The 14,825-nt window shown below is 45.7% G+C and carries 14 protein-coding genes; all 14 read left to right on the top strand.

Annotated elements, in window-relative coordinates; translation table 11 throughout:
- The first annotated feature begins 13 nt into the window (after window positions 1-13).
- Window positions 14-3,016, top strand: coding sequence for a TAT-variant-translocated molybdopterin oxidoreductase (locus BD749_RS06950; RefSeq protein WP_101443696.1), 3,003 nt, complete (start codon window positions 14-16; stop codon window positions 3,014-3,016).
- 21 nt (window positions 3,017-3,037) lie between these two features.
- A complete protein-coding gene (gene nrfD / locus BD749_RS06945) occupies window positions 3,038-4,456 on the top strand; it encodes an NrfD/PsrC family molybdoenzyme membrane anchor subunit (RefSeq protein WP_101443695.1) in 1,419 nt (472 codons plus the stop codon).
- 2 nt (window positions 4,457-4,458) lie between these two features.
- Complete coding sequence (locus tag BD749_RS06940; RefSeq protein WP_101443694.1) at window positions 4,459-4,983, top strand: DUF3341 domain-containing protein; 525 nt, start codon at window positions 4,459-4,461, stop codon at window positions 4,981-4,983.
- A complete protein-coding gene (locus tag BD749_RS06935; RefSeq protein WP_101443693.1) occupies window positions 4,983-5,606 on the top strand; it encodes a c-type cytochrome in 624 nt (207 codons plus the stop codon). Before BD749_RS06940 ends, BD749_RS06935 begins: the two co-directional genes overlap by 1 nt.
- Before the next feature lie 26 nt (window positions 5,607-5,632).
- Complete coding sequence (locus tag BD749_RS06930) at window positions 5,633-6,919, top strand: quinol:cytochrome C oxidoreductase (RefSeq protein WP_101443692.1); 1,287 nt, start codon at window positions 5,633-5,635, stop codon at window positions 6,917-6,919.
- A gap of 21 nt (window positions 6,920-6,940) precedes the next feature.
- Window positions 6,941-7,999 (top strand): cytochrome c oxidase subunit II, encoded by a 1,059-nt coding sequence (locus BD749_RS06925; protein ID WP_101443691.1) that lies wholly within the window; start codon window positions 6,941-6,943, stop codon window positions 7,997-7,999.
- Between the two features lie 18 nt (window positions 8,000-8,017).
- On the top strand, window positions 8,018-9,844 hold the full coding sequence (locus tag BD749_RS06920) for a cytochrome c oxidase subunit I (RefSeq protein ID WP_101443690.1): 1,827 nt from the start codon (window positions 8,018-8,020) through the stop codon (window positions 9,842-9,844).
- Between the two features lie 5 nt (window positions 9,845-9,849).
- Window positions 9,850-10,926 (top strand): COX15/CtaA family protein, encoded by a 1,077-nt coding sequence (locus BD749_RS06915; protein WP_101443689.1) that lies wholly within the window; start codon window positions 9,850-9,852, stop codon window positions 10,924-10,926.
- On the top strand, window positions 10,926-11,822 hold the full coding sequence (cyoE, locus tag BD749_RS06910) for a heme o synthase (RefSeq protein ID WP_101443688.1): 897 nt from the start codon (window positions 10,926-10,928) through the stop codon (window positions 11,820-11,822). The genes BD749_RS06915 and cyoE overlap by 1 nt, the downstream gene beginning before the upstream one ends.
- A gap of 3 nt (window positions 11,823-11,825) precedes the next feature.
- Window positions 11,826-12,416: a cytochrome c oxidase subunit 3 gene (locus tag BD749_RS06905; RefSeq protein ID WP_101443687.1), complete on the top strand. Its 591-nt coding sequence runs from the start codon at window positions 11,826-11,828 to the stop codon at window positions 12,414-12,416.
- 24 nt (window positions 12,417-12,440) lie between these two features.
- Window positions 12,441-13,187, top strand: a complete 747-nt coding sequence (locus BD749_RS06900; RefSeq protein ID WP_101443686.1) for a cytochrome c oxidase subunit 3 — start codon at window positions 12,441-12,443, stop codon at window positions 13,185-13,187.
- A 73-nt stretch (window positions 13,188-13,260) separates the two neighbouring features.
- On the top strand, window positions 13,261-13,608 hold the full coding sequence (locus tag BD749_RS06895) for a cytochrome C oxidase subunit IV family protein (protein WP_101443685.1): 348 nt from the start codon (window positions 13,261-13,263) through the stop codon (window positions 13,606-13,608).
- A gap of 11 nt (window positions 13,609-13,619) precedes the next feature.
- Window positions 13,620-14,288, top strand: coding sequence for an SCO family protein (locus BD749_RS06890; RefSeq protein ID WP_101443684.1), 669 nt, complete (start codon window positions 13,620-13,622; stop codon window positions 14,286-14,288).
- Window positions 14,266-14,820, top strand: a complete 555-nt coding sequence (locus tag BD749_RS06885) for a DUF420 domain-containing protein (protein ID WP_101443683.1) — start codon at window positions 14,266-14,268, stop codon at window positions 14,818-14,820. The genes BD749_RS06890 and BD749_RS06885 overlap by 23 nt, the downstream gene beginning before the upstream one ends.
- Window positions 14,821-14,825: the final 5 nt, after the last annotated feature.

Raw genomic sequence — 14,825 nt, 5'->3', positions numbered from 1 at the left:
TTCTAGATATAATATGCAAGACAGAATAAAATACTGGAAAGGAATAGAGGAGCTTGAGAATACTCCTGAATTCGCGAAACACGCTCATAATGAGTTTCCAGAATTCCTGCCGATAAACGAAGCCAGAGGCGAGGGTGAGTCAACAGGCTTGACTGCTCCCCGCAGAGACTTCCTGAAACTGTTGGGCTTCGGTCTGGCTGCCGCTACATTGGCCTCTTGCGAGGCGCCAGTAAGAAAGGCTATCCCATACCTGAACAAACCTGTAGACGTAGAGCCAGGCGTAGCAAACTGGTACGCTTCTACATACTTCAACAACGGTGACTTTAACAGCATCCTTGTAAAGACACGCGAAGGTCGTCCGATCAAGGTTGAGCCAAACCCTAGCTCTACACTGACGCCAATGGGTACAAGCCCTAAGGCGCAAGCTTCTGTGCTGAGTCTGTACGACAATAACAGATTGCGCACACCGCTTATCAAGGGCAAAGAAGCGAAGTGGGAGCAAGTAGACAGCGAAATCCGCTCGGCATTAGCCAGAGTGAACGGCAAAGTAGCTTTAGTTTCTTCTACTGTAATCAGCCCATCCACAAAACAGCTTATCAACGAGTTCGGTGCTGGCCTGGGTAACTTTGAGCACGTAACCTATGATCCAAACTCAGCTTCTGCTCTGATTGGCGCAAACGGGGGTGTTATACCTGGCTATGATTTCAGCAAAGCCAATATCATTGTAAGCATCAGCGCCGACTTCCTGGGTACGTGGGTTGCTCCGATCCCATTCGCGAAGCAGTACATCCAGAATAGAAAAATCACAGCTGAGAACTCGAACATGTCGCGTCACTACCAGTTTGAGACGATTATGTCGCTTACAGGTGCAAACGCCGACGTGCGTGTTCCAATCAAGCCGTCAGAAGAATTGGCTATCGCAACGGCGATTTACAATGGCCTCTCAGGTCAGGGTGTAAACGCTCCAGCCAATGTTGACAAGAAAGCGCTGGAAAATGCTATCAAAGATCTACGTGCCAACAACGGTCGCGCTCTGGTAGTGTCCGGCTCTAACGATCCGGCTGTACAAACGCTTGTAACAGCGATCAACAAAACAATTGGCGCAGAAGGTGCTACTATCGATACTGCCTCTCCATACCTGGTGAAGCAGGGTAACGATGCCCAAATGCTGCGTCTGATCGACGAAATGAACAATGGAAGCGTAGGAGCGGTGTTCTTCTACAACGCGAACCCTGTTTATGATCACCCACTTGCTGACCGCGTGAAAACAGGTCTGGCGAAAGTAGCCCTGAAAGTTTCTTTTGCTGACAGAGTAGAGGAAACGGCCGCTTTGGCAGACTATGTAGCTCCGGACAACCACTACCTGGAGTCATGGAACGACTACGAGCCGAAGAGAGGCTTCCTGAGCCTGGCCCAGCCGGTGATCAGCCCGATCTTTATGACGCGTCAGGCACAGGACAGCTTACTGGCCTGGAGTGGAAGCAAGACAACTTTCTACGACTATATCCGCAACAACTGGAGAAAAGGTGCAGCAGGAACTGATGCACAGTGGGAGAAAGCAGTCCACGACGGTGTATTGGAGAACGGAACCAGCATGCTGGCCCTAAGCCCTGCAACCGCCAGTACACTAACAGCAGCGGACGCTGCCGGTAGAGCCCCAAGAGCTGTAGCCGGTGGAAGCATTGAAGCTGTCGTTTATGAAAAAGTAGGTATCGGTACAGGTGCAGAGTCCAACAACCCATGGTTGCAGGAAATGGCCGATCCGATCACGAAAGCGACCTGGGATAACTACATCACCATGCCACGCAAAATGGCTGAGGAGATGGGCGTATCACAAGGAAACGTGCTGAAAGTAACTTATGCTAACGGTAAGACATTGGAGCTTCCTGCACTGATTCAGCCAGGTCAGGCACAGGGTACAGTAGGTATAGCCATGGGCTATGGCCGTGAGCTGGACTCTATGCCAACTGCCAAAGGTCGCGGTGCGAATGCCTTCCCAATTGCCACTGTAGCAGACAATGGTATCCTGTTCACAGGTGCTGTTCAACTTGAAAAAACTGGTTCTACTGTTGAGATAGCTCAAACCCAAACGCACCATACGATCATGGATCGTATTGTGGTACAGGAGAACACACTGGCAAATTACAAATCCAACCCGAAAGAGGTAACGCAGTATGTGCGCATCGCAACGCACGAAGGCCCTGCCAAACCAGCTGCCATCTCTCTTTGGGATGATTACGAGTACAAGAACCACCACTGGGGTATGGTGATCGACCTGAACTCTTGTATAGGTTGTGGTGCTTGTACAGTAAGCTGTCAGGCAGAGAATAATATTCCTGTAGTAGGTAAGGAAGAGGTTCTGATGCGTCGTGAGATGCACTGGATGCGAATTGACCGTTACTACAGCGCGGTAGAGCACGAGGCGAAAGATTACAAAACAATGGAAGATCCGGCGGAGAATCCAAGTGTAATCTTCCAGCCAATGATGTGCCAGCACTGTAACCACGCTCCGTGCGAAACGGTATGCCCGGTTGCAGCAACCATGCACAGCTCAGAAGGTTTGAACCAAATGGCCTATAACCGTTGCGTTGGTACGCGTTACTGCGCAAACAACTGTCCTTACAAAGTTCGTCGTTTCAACTGGTTTGCTTATTCAAACAACGATAAGTTCGACTTCAATATGAACAACGATCTGGGTAAGATGGTACTGAACCCTGACGTAACAGTTCGTTCACGCGGTGTGATGGAGAAATGCTCTTTCTGCGTACAGCGTATTCAGCTGGGCAAATTGGAAGCCAAGCGAGAGAGCAGAAGACCAGTTGATGGAGAGATCGTGAGTGCCTGCGCGCAGTCATGCCCTACTGATGCCATCATCTTTGGTGACATGCTGGATCCGGAAAGCCGTATATCAAAGACACTTGCCCGTGAAAAAGGCGAGCGTGCCTTCCACGTACTGGAAGAATTGAACGTACAGCCAAACGTGACTTACCTGACAAAAATTAGAAACTTAGCTTAATTTTATAAATTAGATAGCGCTATGCAGCACGTATCTCCGATAAGAGAGCCTCTGGTAACGGGGGGGAAAACATACCACGATATCACTGAAGATGTCTGCAGACAGGTGGAGGCCAAGCCCAACGTACGTTGGGCAGCTGCCCTTGCTGTAGCTCTAGTAGGCTTGGCTATTTTCATCTACTCAACCTATCGTACCCTGTGGTATGGTATAGGTGAGTGGGGACTTAACAAAACAGTAGGTTGGGCATGGGACATTACCAACTTCGTGTGGTGGGTAGGTATCGGTCACGCCGGTACGCTGATCTCCGCCATCTTGCTCCTGTTCCGTCAGAAGTGGAGAACCTCCATTAACCGCGCAGCCGAGGCGATGACGATCTTCGCCGTAATTTGCGCCGCGATGTTCCCGGTACTGCACATGGGCCGTCCTTGGTTGGCTTACTGGGTACTTCCTCTACCAAACACTTTCGGTTCGCTTTGGGTTAACTTCAACTCACCGCTCCTTTGGGACGTATTCGCGATCTCGACTTACTTCTCTGTTTCGCTTGTTTTCTGGTATATCGGTCTAATTCCTGACTTTGCTACCATCCGCGACAGAGCAACCGGCCCAATCGCCCGTAGAGCTTACTCATTCCTTTCTTTTGGCTGGACTGGTTCAGCCAAAGCCTGGTCTCGTTACGAGACTGTTTCCCTTATCCTGGCAGGTCTTGCAACACCACTGGTACTTTCAGTACACACGATCGTATCCATGGACTTTGCAACATCAGTTATCCCAGGCTGGCACACGACTATCTTCCCTCCATACTTCGTGGCAGGTGCGATCTTCTCTGGTTTTGCGATGGTACTGACCCTGATGATCATCACGCGTAAGGTGTTCAAGCTGGAAGATTACATAACATTGGAGCACGTTGAATCGATGAACAAGGTAATTATCCTGACAGGTTCAATCGTGGGTGTGGCTTACATTACTGAGTTCTTCATTGCCTGGTACTCAGGTGTTGAATACGAGCAGTATGCGTTTATCAACCGTGCAACCGGTCCTTACTGGTGGGCTTACTGGGCTATGATGACGTGTAACGTAATCACACCACAGCTCTTCTGGTTCAGAAGCATCAGAAGAAGCCTGACAGCTACATTCATCATCACCATCTTCGTGAACATTGGTATGTGGTTCGAACGTTTCGTAATTATCGTAACGTCGCTGCACAGAGACTTCCTGCCTTCTTCCTGGGCCATGTTCTCCCCAACCATCATCGACATTGGTATCTATGTAGGAACAATCGGTCTATTCTTTACACTGTTCCTTCTGTTTGCTAAGTTTTTCCCTGTAATAAACATGGCAGAGGTAAAGGCTATTCTGAAGTCATCTTCAGAGGTGAAGCACCACCCGCATGGCACTATGCACGGTACTGATAAGGATTCGCACACTAATACACATCCATAGCAATGACTAAAAAATTCGTTCTAGGTATCTACGATGATGAGGATGTCCTGCTGCAGGCCATCGAGAACGTCCGGGCTGCCGGTACTAATATTTACGAAGTTTTTTCGCCGTACCCTATCCACGGAATCGATGATGTATTAGGTATCAAGCGTTCAAGACTTCCAATCGTAGCATTCTTCTGCGGTTTGTTCGGAACTTCTTTCGCACTCTGGATGCAGATCTGGATGCTGGGTTTCGACTGGCCTATGATCATTGGTGGTAAGCCGCACATCGCCTTGCCAGCATTTATCCCTGTAACTTTCGAACTTACCGTTTTATGCGCAGCATTCGGTATGGTGATCACTTTCTTCATTGTCACAAAGCTGAAGCCATCGTTCAAGGTGAATGTTTTCGACAAACGTTCCACAGACGATAAGTTTGTCATGGCGATCGAAGTAAAAGAAGGTGTAACTGACATGCCTGCTCTAAACGATCTGCTTCGCTCAAATGGTGCAATCGAGGTTAACGAGAAGGAGGTAATCAAATAATGAAAGGTCTACTAAATTTAGGTATTAAAGCCTCTGCAGTATTATTCTCAGGCGCCGTGTTGGTAGCCTGCAGCAATGAGAAAGATCCTGGTTTGGAGTATGCTCCGGACATGTATCACTCTGTTCCGCTGGATCCTTACTCGCAAGTAAAGGAGAACCTATACAACCCAGGTGGCATGAACATGCGTGAACCAGCGCAAGGTACCGTGGCACGTGGCAAAATGGGCTACAACATGTACTTGTCGAAAGATGAGGCTGAAGTAGCTGGTGTGGAATTGAAAAACCCGCTGGAATATAACGACCAGCATCTGGCCGAAGGGCAGGTATTGTATACCCGTTTCTGTTCACCATGTCATGGTGATCAAGGAGATGGACAAGGTCTGGTTGGGCAGAAGTTCAAAGGTGTGCCTTCATACTCCGCTGGACGTGTGGCATCCCTGCCAGCAGGACATATTTACCATGTAATCACAAACGGTCGTGGTCGTATGCTGCCGCACGGTTCGCAGGTAAACCCGACAGAGCGTTGGAAAATTGTAATGTACGTGCAGCAACTACAGGGTGGCGAAGCGCCAGCCCCTGCAGCAGCAGACACTACAGCAACAGGTACTACACCTACTAACTAAGTCTAAGGCATAATATCAAAAGGATAATGACAGAAGAAAGACTCATCATTTCCAGAAAAACGAACAACAAGTTTTTCTTGATGATAGCTATAGGTGTTGTATTGCTTATAGCTGGTATAATTATAGCTGCGATGAGCGGAGGCCATCACGCCGAAGGGCATGGCGAAGCAGCCGCTGCAGGACATGAAGCAGCACACTGGTCCAAAAGACTCTACATGAATCTTTGGCTGAATAACGTTTACTTTACAGGTATAGCACTTGTGGGTGTGTTCTTTGTAGCGGTTCAGTATGTGGCGTATGCAGGCTGGTCGGTACTGATCAAACGCATACCAGAGGCTATGGGCTACTACCTACCAATAGGTGGTGCTGTAATGCTGGTAACATTCCTATTGGGTGGACACGATATTTTTCACTGGACACATGATTATCTCTACAACCAGTTCCTGGAAGACGGAGTAACACCAAATCCACAGTACGATCCTATTATCGCTGGTAAAGCCCCATACCTGAACTTCTGGTTTTTCCTAATCAGAATGATAGCTTACTTCGTATTATGGATCCTGTTTTTCAACTGGTTGAGAAGAAACTCAATTGGTGAAGATCTACACGGAGGTACAAACTACTATCATAAGAGCATCAGAATCTCAGCCATGTTCCTGGTTGTGTTCGGTGTAACTTCTTCAACTTCTGCTTGGGACTGGGTTCTCTCTATTGACACGCACTGGTTCTCAACTATGTTTGGCTGGTATGTTTTTGCAAGCTGGTGGGTATCTGGTCTTTCAGTGATTGCACTTACTGTAATCATACTGAAGCAGAATGGTTACCTGAAACTGGTTAATGCAAACCATATTCATGACTTAGGCAAGTTTGTATTTGCGTTCTCTATCTTCTGGACTTACATCTGGTTCTCTCAGTTCATGCTGATCTGGTATGCAAACATCCCGGAAGAGTCAATCTATTTCATCGAACGACTTGGTGGAAACGGTGGCCATTTCAAATGGATATTCTTCACTAATCTTTTGATAAACTTTGCATTCCCTTTCCTTGTTTTGATGACAAGAGATGCAAAACGTCAGATGATTATGTTGAAAATCGTTACAATTGCGATCCTCATTGGCCACTGGTTGGACTTCTACCTGATGATGATGCCGGGTACAATGCGTACAGATGCAGGTATCGGATTTATTGAGATAGGAACTACATTGATTTTCCTGGGAATATTCCTGATTACGTTCACAAAAGGCTTAACAAAGGCTTCGCTTGTGCCAGTAAACCATCCGTTCCTGGAGGAGAGTGTTCACCATCATGTTTAGTCATACTAAAAGCATTATACAATGATTACGTTAGCCATAGGTTTATCCATCGTTCTGTTATTAGTAATCCTTTTCCTGCTATTCAGGATAGGTACGCTAGCCTCCATTTTTAGAGGATCGTCGCAGCGCGCTGTCGGGACCACCAAAACAAGTAATAAAGTAAATAGCCTGCTGATGCTACTCTTCCTAATAGGTGGAGGAGCAGCATTCGCCTGGTCCTTTGCTGATGCATGGGATGAGATGAACCAGCCATTAGCTTCTGTTCACGGCGGATGGACTGATAGCCTTTTCTGGACCACGATGATCGTAATAGGCATCGTGTTTGTGATCACGCAGATTCTTCTTTTCTGGTATTCATACAAATACCAGCACAAGGACCAGAAACGTGCTTACTACTACCCACACAACAACAAACTGGAAATTGTGTGGACGATGATTCCAGCTGTTGTAATGGCAATCTTAGTATTTGCTGGTTGGAAAACCTGGGCAAATATTACAAGTGCAGCGCCTGCCGATGCTGTTGTGATAGAAGTAATGGGTAAGCAGTTTAGCTGGCTCGTGCGCTATCCGGGTGCAGATGGAAAATTAGGGGAGGCCAATGTACACCTGATCGACGCTACGAACGAGATAGGAGTAGACTTTAGCGATCCAAACTCAATGGATGATTTCATGCCGCGAGAGATCCATGTGCCAAAAGGGAAGCCTGTTCTGTTGAAGATACGTTCTCGTGACGTGATCCATAGTGTGTTCTTACCACACTTCCGTGTAAAGATGGATGCTGTTCCAGGTATGCCGACCAAATTCTGGTTTGTGCCAACCAAGACAACAGCTGAAATGCGTTCCGAAACTGGTAACTCTGAATTTAATTACGAATTAGCCTGTACTGAGATCTGCGGTCGCGGTCACTTTGCAATGCGCTTTATCTTAGTAGTTGACGAGCCTGAGGAATATGAGGAGTGGGTAGCTTCGCAGACGCCTTTTATCGAGCAAAATCCACAGCTTCTTACAAAGTTCACACAGGATACCAAAGATCAGGTGGTTCTTGAGAAGAGTGCAGAAGAAGTAAAAACAGAGTTGTAGCATTAAATAAAATCAACAATGTCGAGTACAGATATCTCTCTAAATAAGGATGTGCATCACGCTCACGATGAGCATGATCATCATCACGACCAAAACTTCTTTGAGAAGTACATCTTCAGCCAGGATCACAAGGTAATTGCAAAGCAGTTTCTTTTTGCAGGTATATTCTGGGGCTTTATAGGTGGCTTCCTTTCTATCATCTTCCGTCTGCAACTTGGTTGGCCAGAGGCAACATTTACTTTCCTGGAGCCTATCCTTGGCGGATGGATCGTAAATGGTAAGCTTGATCCGGAATTCTACCTGGCCCTTGTTACAATGCACGGTACCATCATGGTATTCTTCGTATTGACAGCGGGTTTATCAGGTACGTTCAGTAACTTCCTTATTCCGTTGCAGATTGGCGCACGAGATATGGCGTCAGGCTTCATGAACATGCTCTCTTTCTGGGTTTTCTTCCTGGCGAGTGTGATTATGTTTATGTCACTGTTCATCGAAACAGGCCCTGCAGGCGGTGGTTGGACAGTTTATCCGCCATTGAGTGCGCTTCCACAGGCTATCTCAGGTTCTGGTTTGGGTATGACACTGTGGTTGATCAGTATGGCTCTGTTCATCGTTTCTCAATTGCTGGGTGGTGTAAACTACATCACTACTGTTATTAACCTGAGAACAAAAGGTATGTCTATGACGAAGTTGCCACTTACTATCTGGGCATTCTTCCTGACTGCTATCCTGGGTCTTCTTTCATTTCCGGTTCTTTTCTCTGCTGCGCTTCTATTGATTTTTGACCGTAGCTTTGGTACAAGCTTCTTCCTATCTGATATCTATATCGCTGGTGAGGCGCTGGCAAATACTGGTGGTAGCGCTATCCTGTTCCAGCACTTGTTCTGGTTCCTGGGTCACCCTGAGGTATACATCGTTATTCTTCCAACCTTCGGTATCGTATCAGAGGTAATTGCAACAAACTCTCGTAAGCCAATCTTTGGTTACAGAGCTATGATCGGTTCTATGCTGGGTATTTCCTTGCTTTCGTTCGTAGTTTGGGCGCACCACATGTTCGTAACAGGTATGAACCCATTCCTGGGATCAGTTTTCATGTTCCTGACACTGATTATTGCGGTACCATCAGCCGTGAAGGTGTTTAACTGGCTTGCTACGCTTTGGAGAGGTAATATCCGTTTCACGACGGCCATGATGTTCGCAATTGCTTTCGTATCTCTCTTCATATCTGGTGGTTTGACAGGTATTATCCTTGGTAACTCAGCGCTTGATATTCAGCTGCACGATACGTATTTCGTTATTGCTCACTTCCACCTTGTAATGGGTGCTGCTGCGTTCTTTGGTATGTTCTGCGGTATTTACCACTGGTTCCCGAAGATGTTTGGCCGTATGATGGACGAAAAACTTGGATTCGTTCACTTCTGGTTAACATTCCTGTCTGCTTACCTGGTATTTATGCCAATGCACTACATCGGTATAGCTGGTTTCCCAAGAAGATACTACTCATGGACAGGCTTCGACGCGTTCAACACCTTCACGGATTTGAACAGCTTCATCAGTATTGCAGCCATCCTGGGCTTTACTGCTCAACTGATCTTCCTGTTCAACTTTATCTACAGTATTTTCAAAGGTCGTCGTGCCACTGCTAACCCATGGCATTCCAATACACTGGAGTGGACAACGCCGGTTAATCCAGGTCACGGTAACTGGCCAGGTGAGATTCCAACTGTTTACAGATGGCCTTACGATTACAGTAAACCAGGTGCTGCAGAAGATTATATTCCACAGCACGTACCTTTCTCTCAGACGCAGTCTTCGAACCTGCCTTACGAGAGAGATTTAGAATAGCTTAAATGATAAATAAATCTTTTCCATACAAAAGGTTTAGAAATATTGGAGTACTTACAGTAGTAGCTGTATACTTTCTAATATTGGTTGGAGGAATCGTGCGAAGCACGGGCTCAGGCATGGGATGTCCGGACTGGCCTAAGTGCTTTGGCAGTTGGGTTCCTCCAACTGATGTTAGCCAATTACCAGATAACTATCTGGAGGTCTACAAGGAACAACGTGTAGACAAAAATCAGAAACTAGCCGGGTTTCTGGACAAGATAGGTTTTGATGAGGTAGCCGGTGAATTACGCGATCATCCGCTTCAGCACATTGAAACAGACTTCAATGTAACCAAGACTTGGATTGAGTACATCAATCGATTGGTAGGGGTAGTGATCGGGATACTTATTTTCCTGACAGTAGTGTACGCTATACCTTATCTTAAAACAGATAAGTCTGTGTTTTACCTATCGCTACTCAGCTTTGTGCTGGTTGGCTTCCAGGGTTGGCTAGGTTCAATAGTAGTTTCTACGAATCTTTTGCCTGTTACCATAACAATACATATGGCGCTGGCTTTGGTAATTGTAGCCCTACTGCAGTATGCGGTTATAAGATCGCAGGCTGCTTTTATAGCTCCACGATTCAAAGCTTCGAAGCAACTTTTATTCATCATAGTGCTTGTGGCATTAGCTACGTTTGCCCAGATTCTGATTGGAACGCAAGTGCGTGAGGAAGTTGATGTTGTGGCTTTTGAGATGAACGGTAGCAACAGAGACCTATGGGTAGACCAGCTTGGGTTGAGTTTCTATATCCACCGTTCTTTTTCTATCCTGTTACTGGCGATGCACCTTTACATGGCTTATTTGATCTATAAGCTAAAAGACCGTCAGTTGAATATGATGACGAATTGGATGATGGTGCTGCTTGTAGCAGAAATAGCTTTTGGGATTATAATGGCTTATTTTGCTATACCTGCGTTTTTGCAGCCGCTGCACCTAACGATAGCTACCTTGCTGTTCGGTGTTCAGTTCTTAATATTGATTTTTTATTACTACGCCTCTAGGAAAGAGGTTCAAAAACCGGTAGTGGTTCTTAACTAATGATTACAGATAGATCAGAATCGGTACTGTCTCTGGCCGGTATGGCACAAAAGGCATCAGCGTACTTTAAACTCCTGAAGTTTAGATTAAGTTTTACAGTAGCTTTCTCAAGTGCAATTGGTTACATCCTGGGGCATCCGGGAGGGAGTTGGATTCAGATTGCGTTAGTAATGCTGGGTGGCTTAATGGTAACGGGTGCAGCCAATATAGTGAATCAGATTCTGGAGAAGGATCTTGATAAACTAATGAAGCGCACTGCTAACAGGCCGCTTCCTACCAGTACGCTTAGTGTTACAGAAGCCGCTGTTTTCGGTGCACTTATCGGAGTAGGAGGGTTATGGATTCTGGGCAGTTTCTTCAATACCCTAACAGCAGCTATTGCTCTGTTGTCACTCGTTCTTTACGGTTTCATTTACACACCGTTGAAGCGTATCAGCCCGATAAATGTCTTTGTCGGTGCTATACCTGGTGCCTTACCTCCCCTGATCGGTTGGGTGACTGCCACAGGCGTTGTAAGTGTAGAGGCCTGGATTCTTTTCGGAATACAGTTTATCTGGCAGTTTCCACACTTTTGGGCAATCGCTTGGGTGTTGGACGAGGATTACAAAAAAGCCGGTTTCAAGATGCTCCCAATGGAGGGCGGAAAAAACTTGAAAACAGCTTTTCAAATCATGATCTATACCCTAGTGCTGATTCCGCTTAGTTTGCTGCCCCTGCAGTTTGGTATGACAGGAACTACCTCTGCTTTGATCGCTGTCATCTGTGGCGTATTATTTCTGGCTCAGACGTTTCATTTAATGCGCACTTGTACTAACAAAGCGGCAATGAACATCATGTTTGGGTCATTTTTGTATTTACCTATTGTGCAGATAGCTTTTGTTTTAGATAAAATTTAGGATATGGATATGGTTGCCAAATCATTTGGGGAGGAGAACAACACAGGCGGAATACATCCATTAAAATTTGCGCTGTGGTTGCTTATTATTAGTATAATTATGATGTTTGCAGCCTTTACGAGCGCATATTTGGTGCGTCGTGCGGAGGGCAACTGGTTGGAGTTCGACCTGCCAAACATCCTTCTGATTAACACTGTGATCATTGCCCTGAGCAGCGTGACGATGCAACTTGCTCATAATGCAGCTGCGCAGGACAATATTGCCAGATTGCGTTTAATGCTCTATTTGACTTTCGGGTTAGGTGTTGCTTTTCTTGTTGGCCAGTGGAACGGCTGGGCTGAACTAGTAAACAACAATGTATACTTCGGAGGAGAGTCCAGTAACCCTTCTGGTTCATTTATGTATGTATTAACAGGTGTGCATGGTTTTCACCTGATCACAGGCCTTATCTATTTAGGCGCCGTGATATTGTCAAGTTTACGTTATAGAGTTCACTCGAAGAGCATGCTGCGTATTCAGCTATGCACCATTTATTGGCACTTCCTGGGTGGCCTGTGGCTATACTTGTATATATTTTTGAGACTAAATCACTAAACACGTTTTTTTCAATATTAAACTATGTCTACATCAACTACGCTGGAAGAACCTAAAACAGGTACATGGGATGGTGGTAACGAACCACTTAAAGCGAGCTATGGAAAACTCATGATGTGGTTTTTCCTGCTTTCTGATGCGTTTACATTCAGTGCCTTCCTAATTGTTTACGGTCTTTCTCGTCACACGCACGTTCCGTATACCGGACGTCCGGAAGATTTCACCTTCTCCACTGAGTGGTGGCCTATACCAGAAAAAGTATTCAATGCTTTCCCTGGTTTTCATGGAGTGGATCTACCACTGGCGTTTGTGGCGTTAATGACCATGATCCTCATTTTAAGTTCCGTTACCATGGTACTGGCAGTAGAGGCAGGCCATCGCATGGACAAGAATGATGTTCAGAAGTGGTTATTGTGGACTATCCTGTTCGGTAGCATATTCCTTGGTTGTCAGGCATGGGAGTGGACGCACTTTATCGTAGGTACAGACGAAGGTATGTTGCTGGCTGACGGAAGCCGTATTTATGGTGCTAACATGACCATGAACCAGTATGGTCCTCCATTGTTTGCAAACTTGTTCTTCTTTATCACAGGCTTCCACGGAACGCACGTATTTTCAGGTGTTGTCATGTTGATCATGGTGTTTATTAACACGGTTAACGGAGTATATCAAAAACGCGGACACTATGAAATGGTAGAGAAAGTTGGTCTTTACTGGCACTTTGTAGACCTTGTTTGGGTATTTGTATTTACTTTCTTCTATCTGATCTAAATCTTAAGGTATACTGTAAAACAACTGTAGCCTGCGTTGAAAGGCGAGGCGACAATCAAAATATAAACCAATTATGGCAGCTCATACAGATCATTCTCACGACTTTCATCAGACCGGCGATATTCCAAAGGCGCAGACTAAAGTAATCTGGAAAACCTTTTTTATTCTGGTTGGTCTTACGGCAATCGAATTCCTTTTCGCCTTCACCATGGATGCGAGCACACTTCGAAATGCGATCTTCATTATTTTGACGATTTTCAAGGCATTCTATATCGTAGCTGAGTTCATGCACTTAAAGCATGAGGTAAAGGCACTCATCTGGTCTATATTAATTCCTCTGGCCCTTGTTATCTGGCTAATGGTAGCCCTGATCGCTGAAGGAAGCTATTACTTTGATTCGATAGTAAATTACTTTAACTAAGTACACTGAACATGAGTAACTCAAAGGCACTAATATTAGGTATCCTATTATTAGTGCCTCTTCTTATTTTTATATTTATCGGTAGTTTCGGTGAACACCATTTCACGCTCCGTAAATATTTCCCGCAAGTAACCGCTACGGGTGACGTCGTCCGGGATGCCCAGGGGGATACGCTTTTTAATCAGGTACCGCCTTTTACATTCACCTCTCAACAAGGACTTCCCATTTCGCAGGAAGATCTGGATGGTTATATCTATGTAACAGATTTCTTTTTTGCGACCTGCCCTGATATTTGCAAGGCTATGTCTTCCCAAATGGTGAGGGTACAGGAAGCCTTTCAGGACGAAGAACAGGTAAAATTAGTCTCCTTTACAGTAAACCCTGAGCACGATACCCCGGAAGTTCTGAATGAATATGGTGAGCGCTACGGAGCAGATCCCAAGAAATGGTATTTCCTGACAGGTGACCGTGAAAAAATATACACCTTAGCTCAGAAAGGTTTCTATTTGCCTGTTATGAAGGTAGAAGGTCAGCAGGATTTTATACACAGCGAAAAGTTTATGCTCGTGGATAAAAACAGGTATGTGAGAGGAATTTATGATGGTACAGATAAGGAGGATGTTGACCGTCTGATACTGGAAATTAAAGTGCTTTTAGATGAATACAGCAAATCAAAATAGTCCCGTAACTGGCAACGACAAAAAGTTCTTAGTACTGATTGCTATCTTGTCGGTAACAATTCCGGTTGTGGTAGCCATGCTTTTCTTTATGCCGAAGGAGGGCTCTGGTACAGTTGATGTTTCTTTTCTACCAACGCTGCATGCCATCCTAAATTCTTTGACGGCTTGTGCATTGGTTATCGGTTATTATAACATCCGCAAAGGCAATCAAAAGGCGCATCGCAATGCCATGGCTACGGCCTTTGGCCTTTCTGCAATCTTTCTGGTGTCGTATGTGACCTATCACTTCCTGGGCGAACGCACCATGTATGGAGGCGACGGTTTTCTGAAGTTGTTTTACTACTTTATACTCTTAACGCACATTGTCTTAGCCGTTGTGATCGTGCCGTTGGTGTTGCTGTCGATGTACTTTGCCTTATCAGAGCAGTTTGCACGCCACCGCCGCATATCAAAATGGACTTTCCCTATCTGGCTATACGTAGCTGTGACCGGTGTACTTGTCTATGTGCTGATTTCTCCGTATTATAGTTAGAACCA

It is taken from the genome of Pontibacter ramchanderi, assembly GCF_002846395.1.
Lineage (GTDB): Bacteria > Bacteroidota > Bacteroidia > Cytophagales > Hymenobacteraceae > Pontibacter > Pontibacter ramchanderi.
The sequence above is the reverse complement of the archived record's forward strand: the minus strand, read 5'-3'. Positions and strand labels throughout refer to the sequence as shown.

Excerpts from the sequence above, each read along its gene's own strand:
- BD749_RS06905 (WP_101443687.1), top strand. The coding sequence starts at position 11,826 with ATGGATATGGTTGCCAAATCATTTGGGGAGGAGAACAACACAGGCGGA.
- BD749_RS06930 (WP_101443692.1), top strand. The coding sequence starts at position 5,633 with ATGACAGAAGAAAGACTCATCATTTCCAGAAAAACGAACAACAAGTTT.
- BD749_RS06890 (WP_101443684.1), top strand. The coding sequence starts at position 13,620 with ATGAGTAACTCAAAGGCACTAATATTAGGTATCCTATTATTAGTGCCT.
- BD749_RS06925 (WP_101443691.1), top strand. The coding sequence starts at position 6,941 with ATGATTACGTTAGCCATAGGTTTATCCATCGTTCTGTTATTAGTAATC.
- BD749_RS06885 (WP_101443683.1), top strand. The coding sequence starts at position 14,266 with ATGAATACAGCAAATCAAAATAGTCCCGTAACTGGCAACGACAAAAAG.
- BD749_RS06900 (WP_101443686.1), top strand. The coding sequence starts at position 12,441 with ATGTCTACATCAACTACGCTGGAAGAACCTAAAACAGGTACATGGGAT.
- BD749_RS06950 (WP_101443696.1), top strand. The coding sequence starts at position 14 with ATGCAAGACAGAATAAAATACTGGAAAGGAATAGAGGAGCTTGAGAAT.
- BD749_RS06935 (WP_101443693.1), top strand. The coding sequence starts at position 4,983 with ATGAAAGGTCTACTAAATTTAGGTATTAAAGCCTCTGCAGTATTATTC.
- nrfD (WP_101443695.1), top strand. The coding sequence starts at position 3,038 with ATGCAGCACGTATCTCCGATAAGAGAGCCTCTGGTAACGGGGGGGAAA.
- BD749_RS06915 (WP_101443689.1), top strand. The coding sequence starts at position 9,850 with ATGATAAATAAATCTTTTCCATACAAAAGGTTTAGAAATATTGGAGTA.
- cyoE (WP_101443688.1), top strand. The coding sequence starts at position 10,926 with ATGATTACAGATAGATCAGAATCGGTACTGTCTCTGGCCGGTATGGCA.
- BD749_RS06920 (WP_101443690.1), top strand. The coding sequence starts at position 8,018 with ATGTCGAGTACAGATATCTCTCTAAATAAGGATGTGCATCACGCTCAC.
- BD749_RS06940 (WP_101443694.1), top strand. The coding sequence starts at position 4,459 with ATGACTAAAAAATTCGTTCTAGGTATCTACGATGATGAGGATGTCCTG.
- BD749_RS06895 (WP_101443685.1), top strand. The coding sequence starts at position 13,261 with ATGGCAGCTCATACAGATCATTCTCACGACTTTCATCAGACCGGCGAT.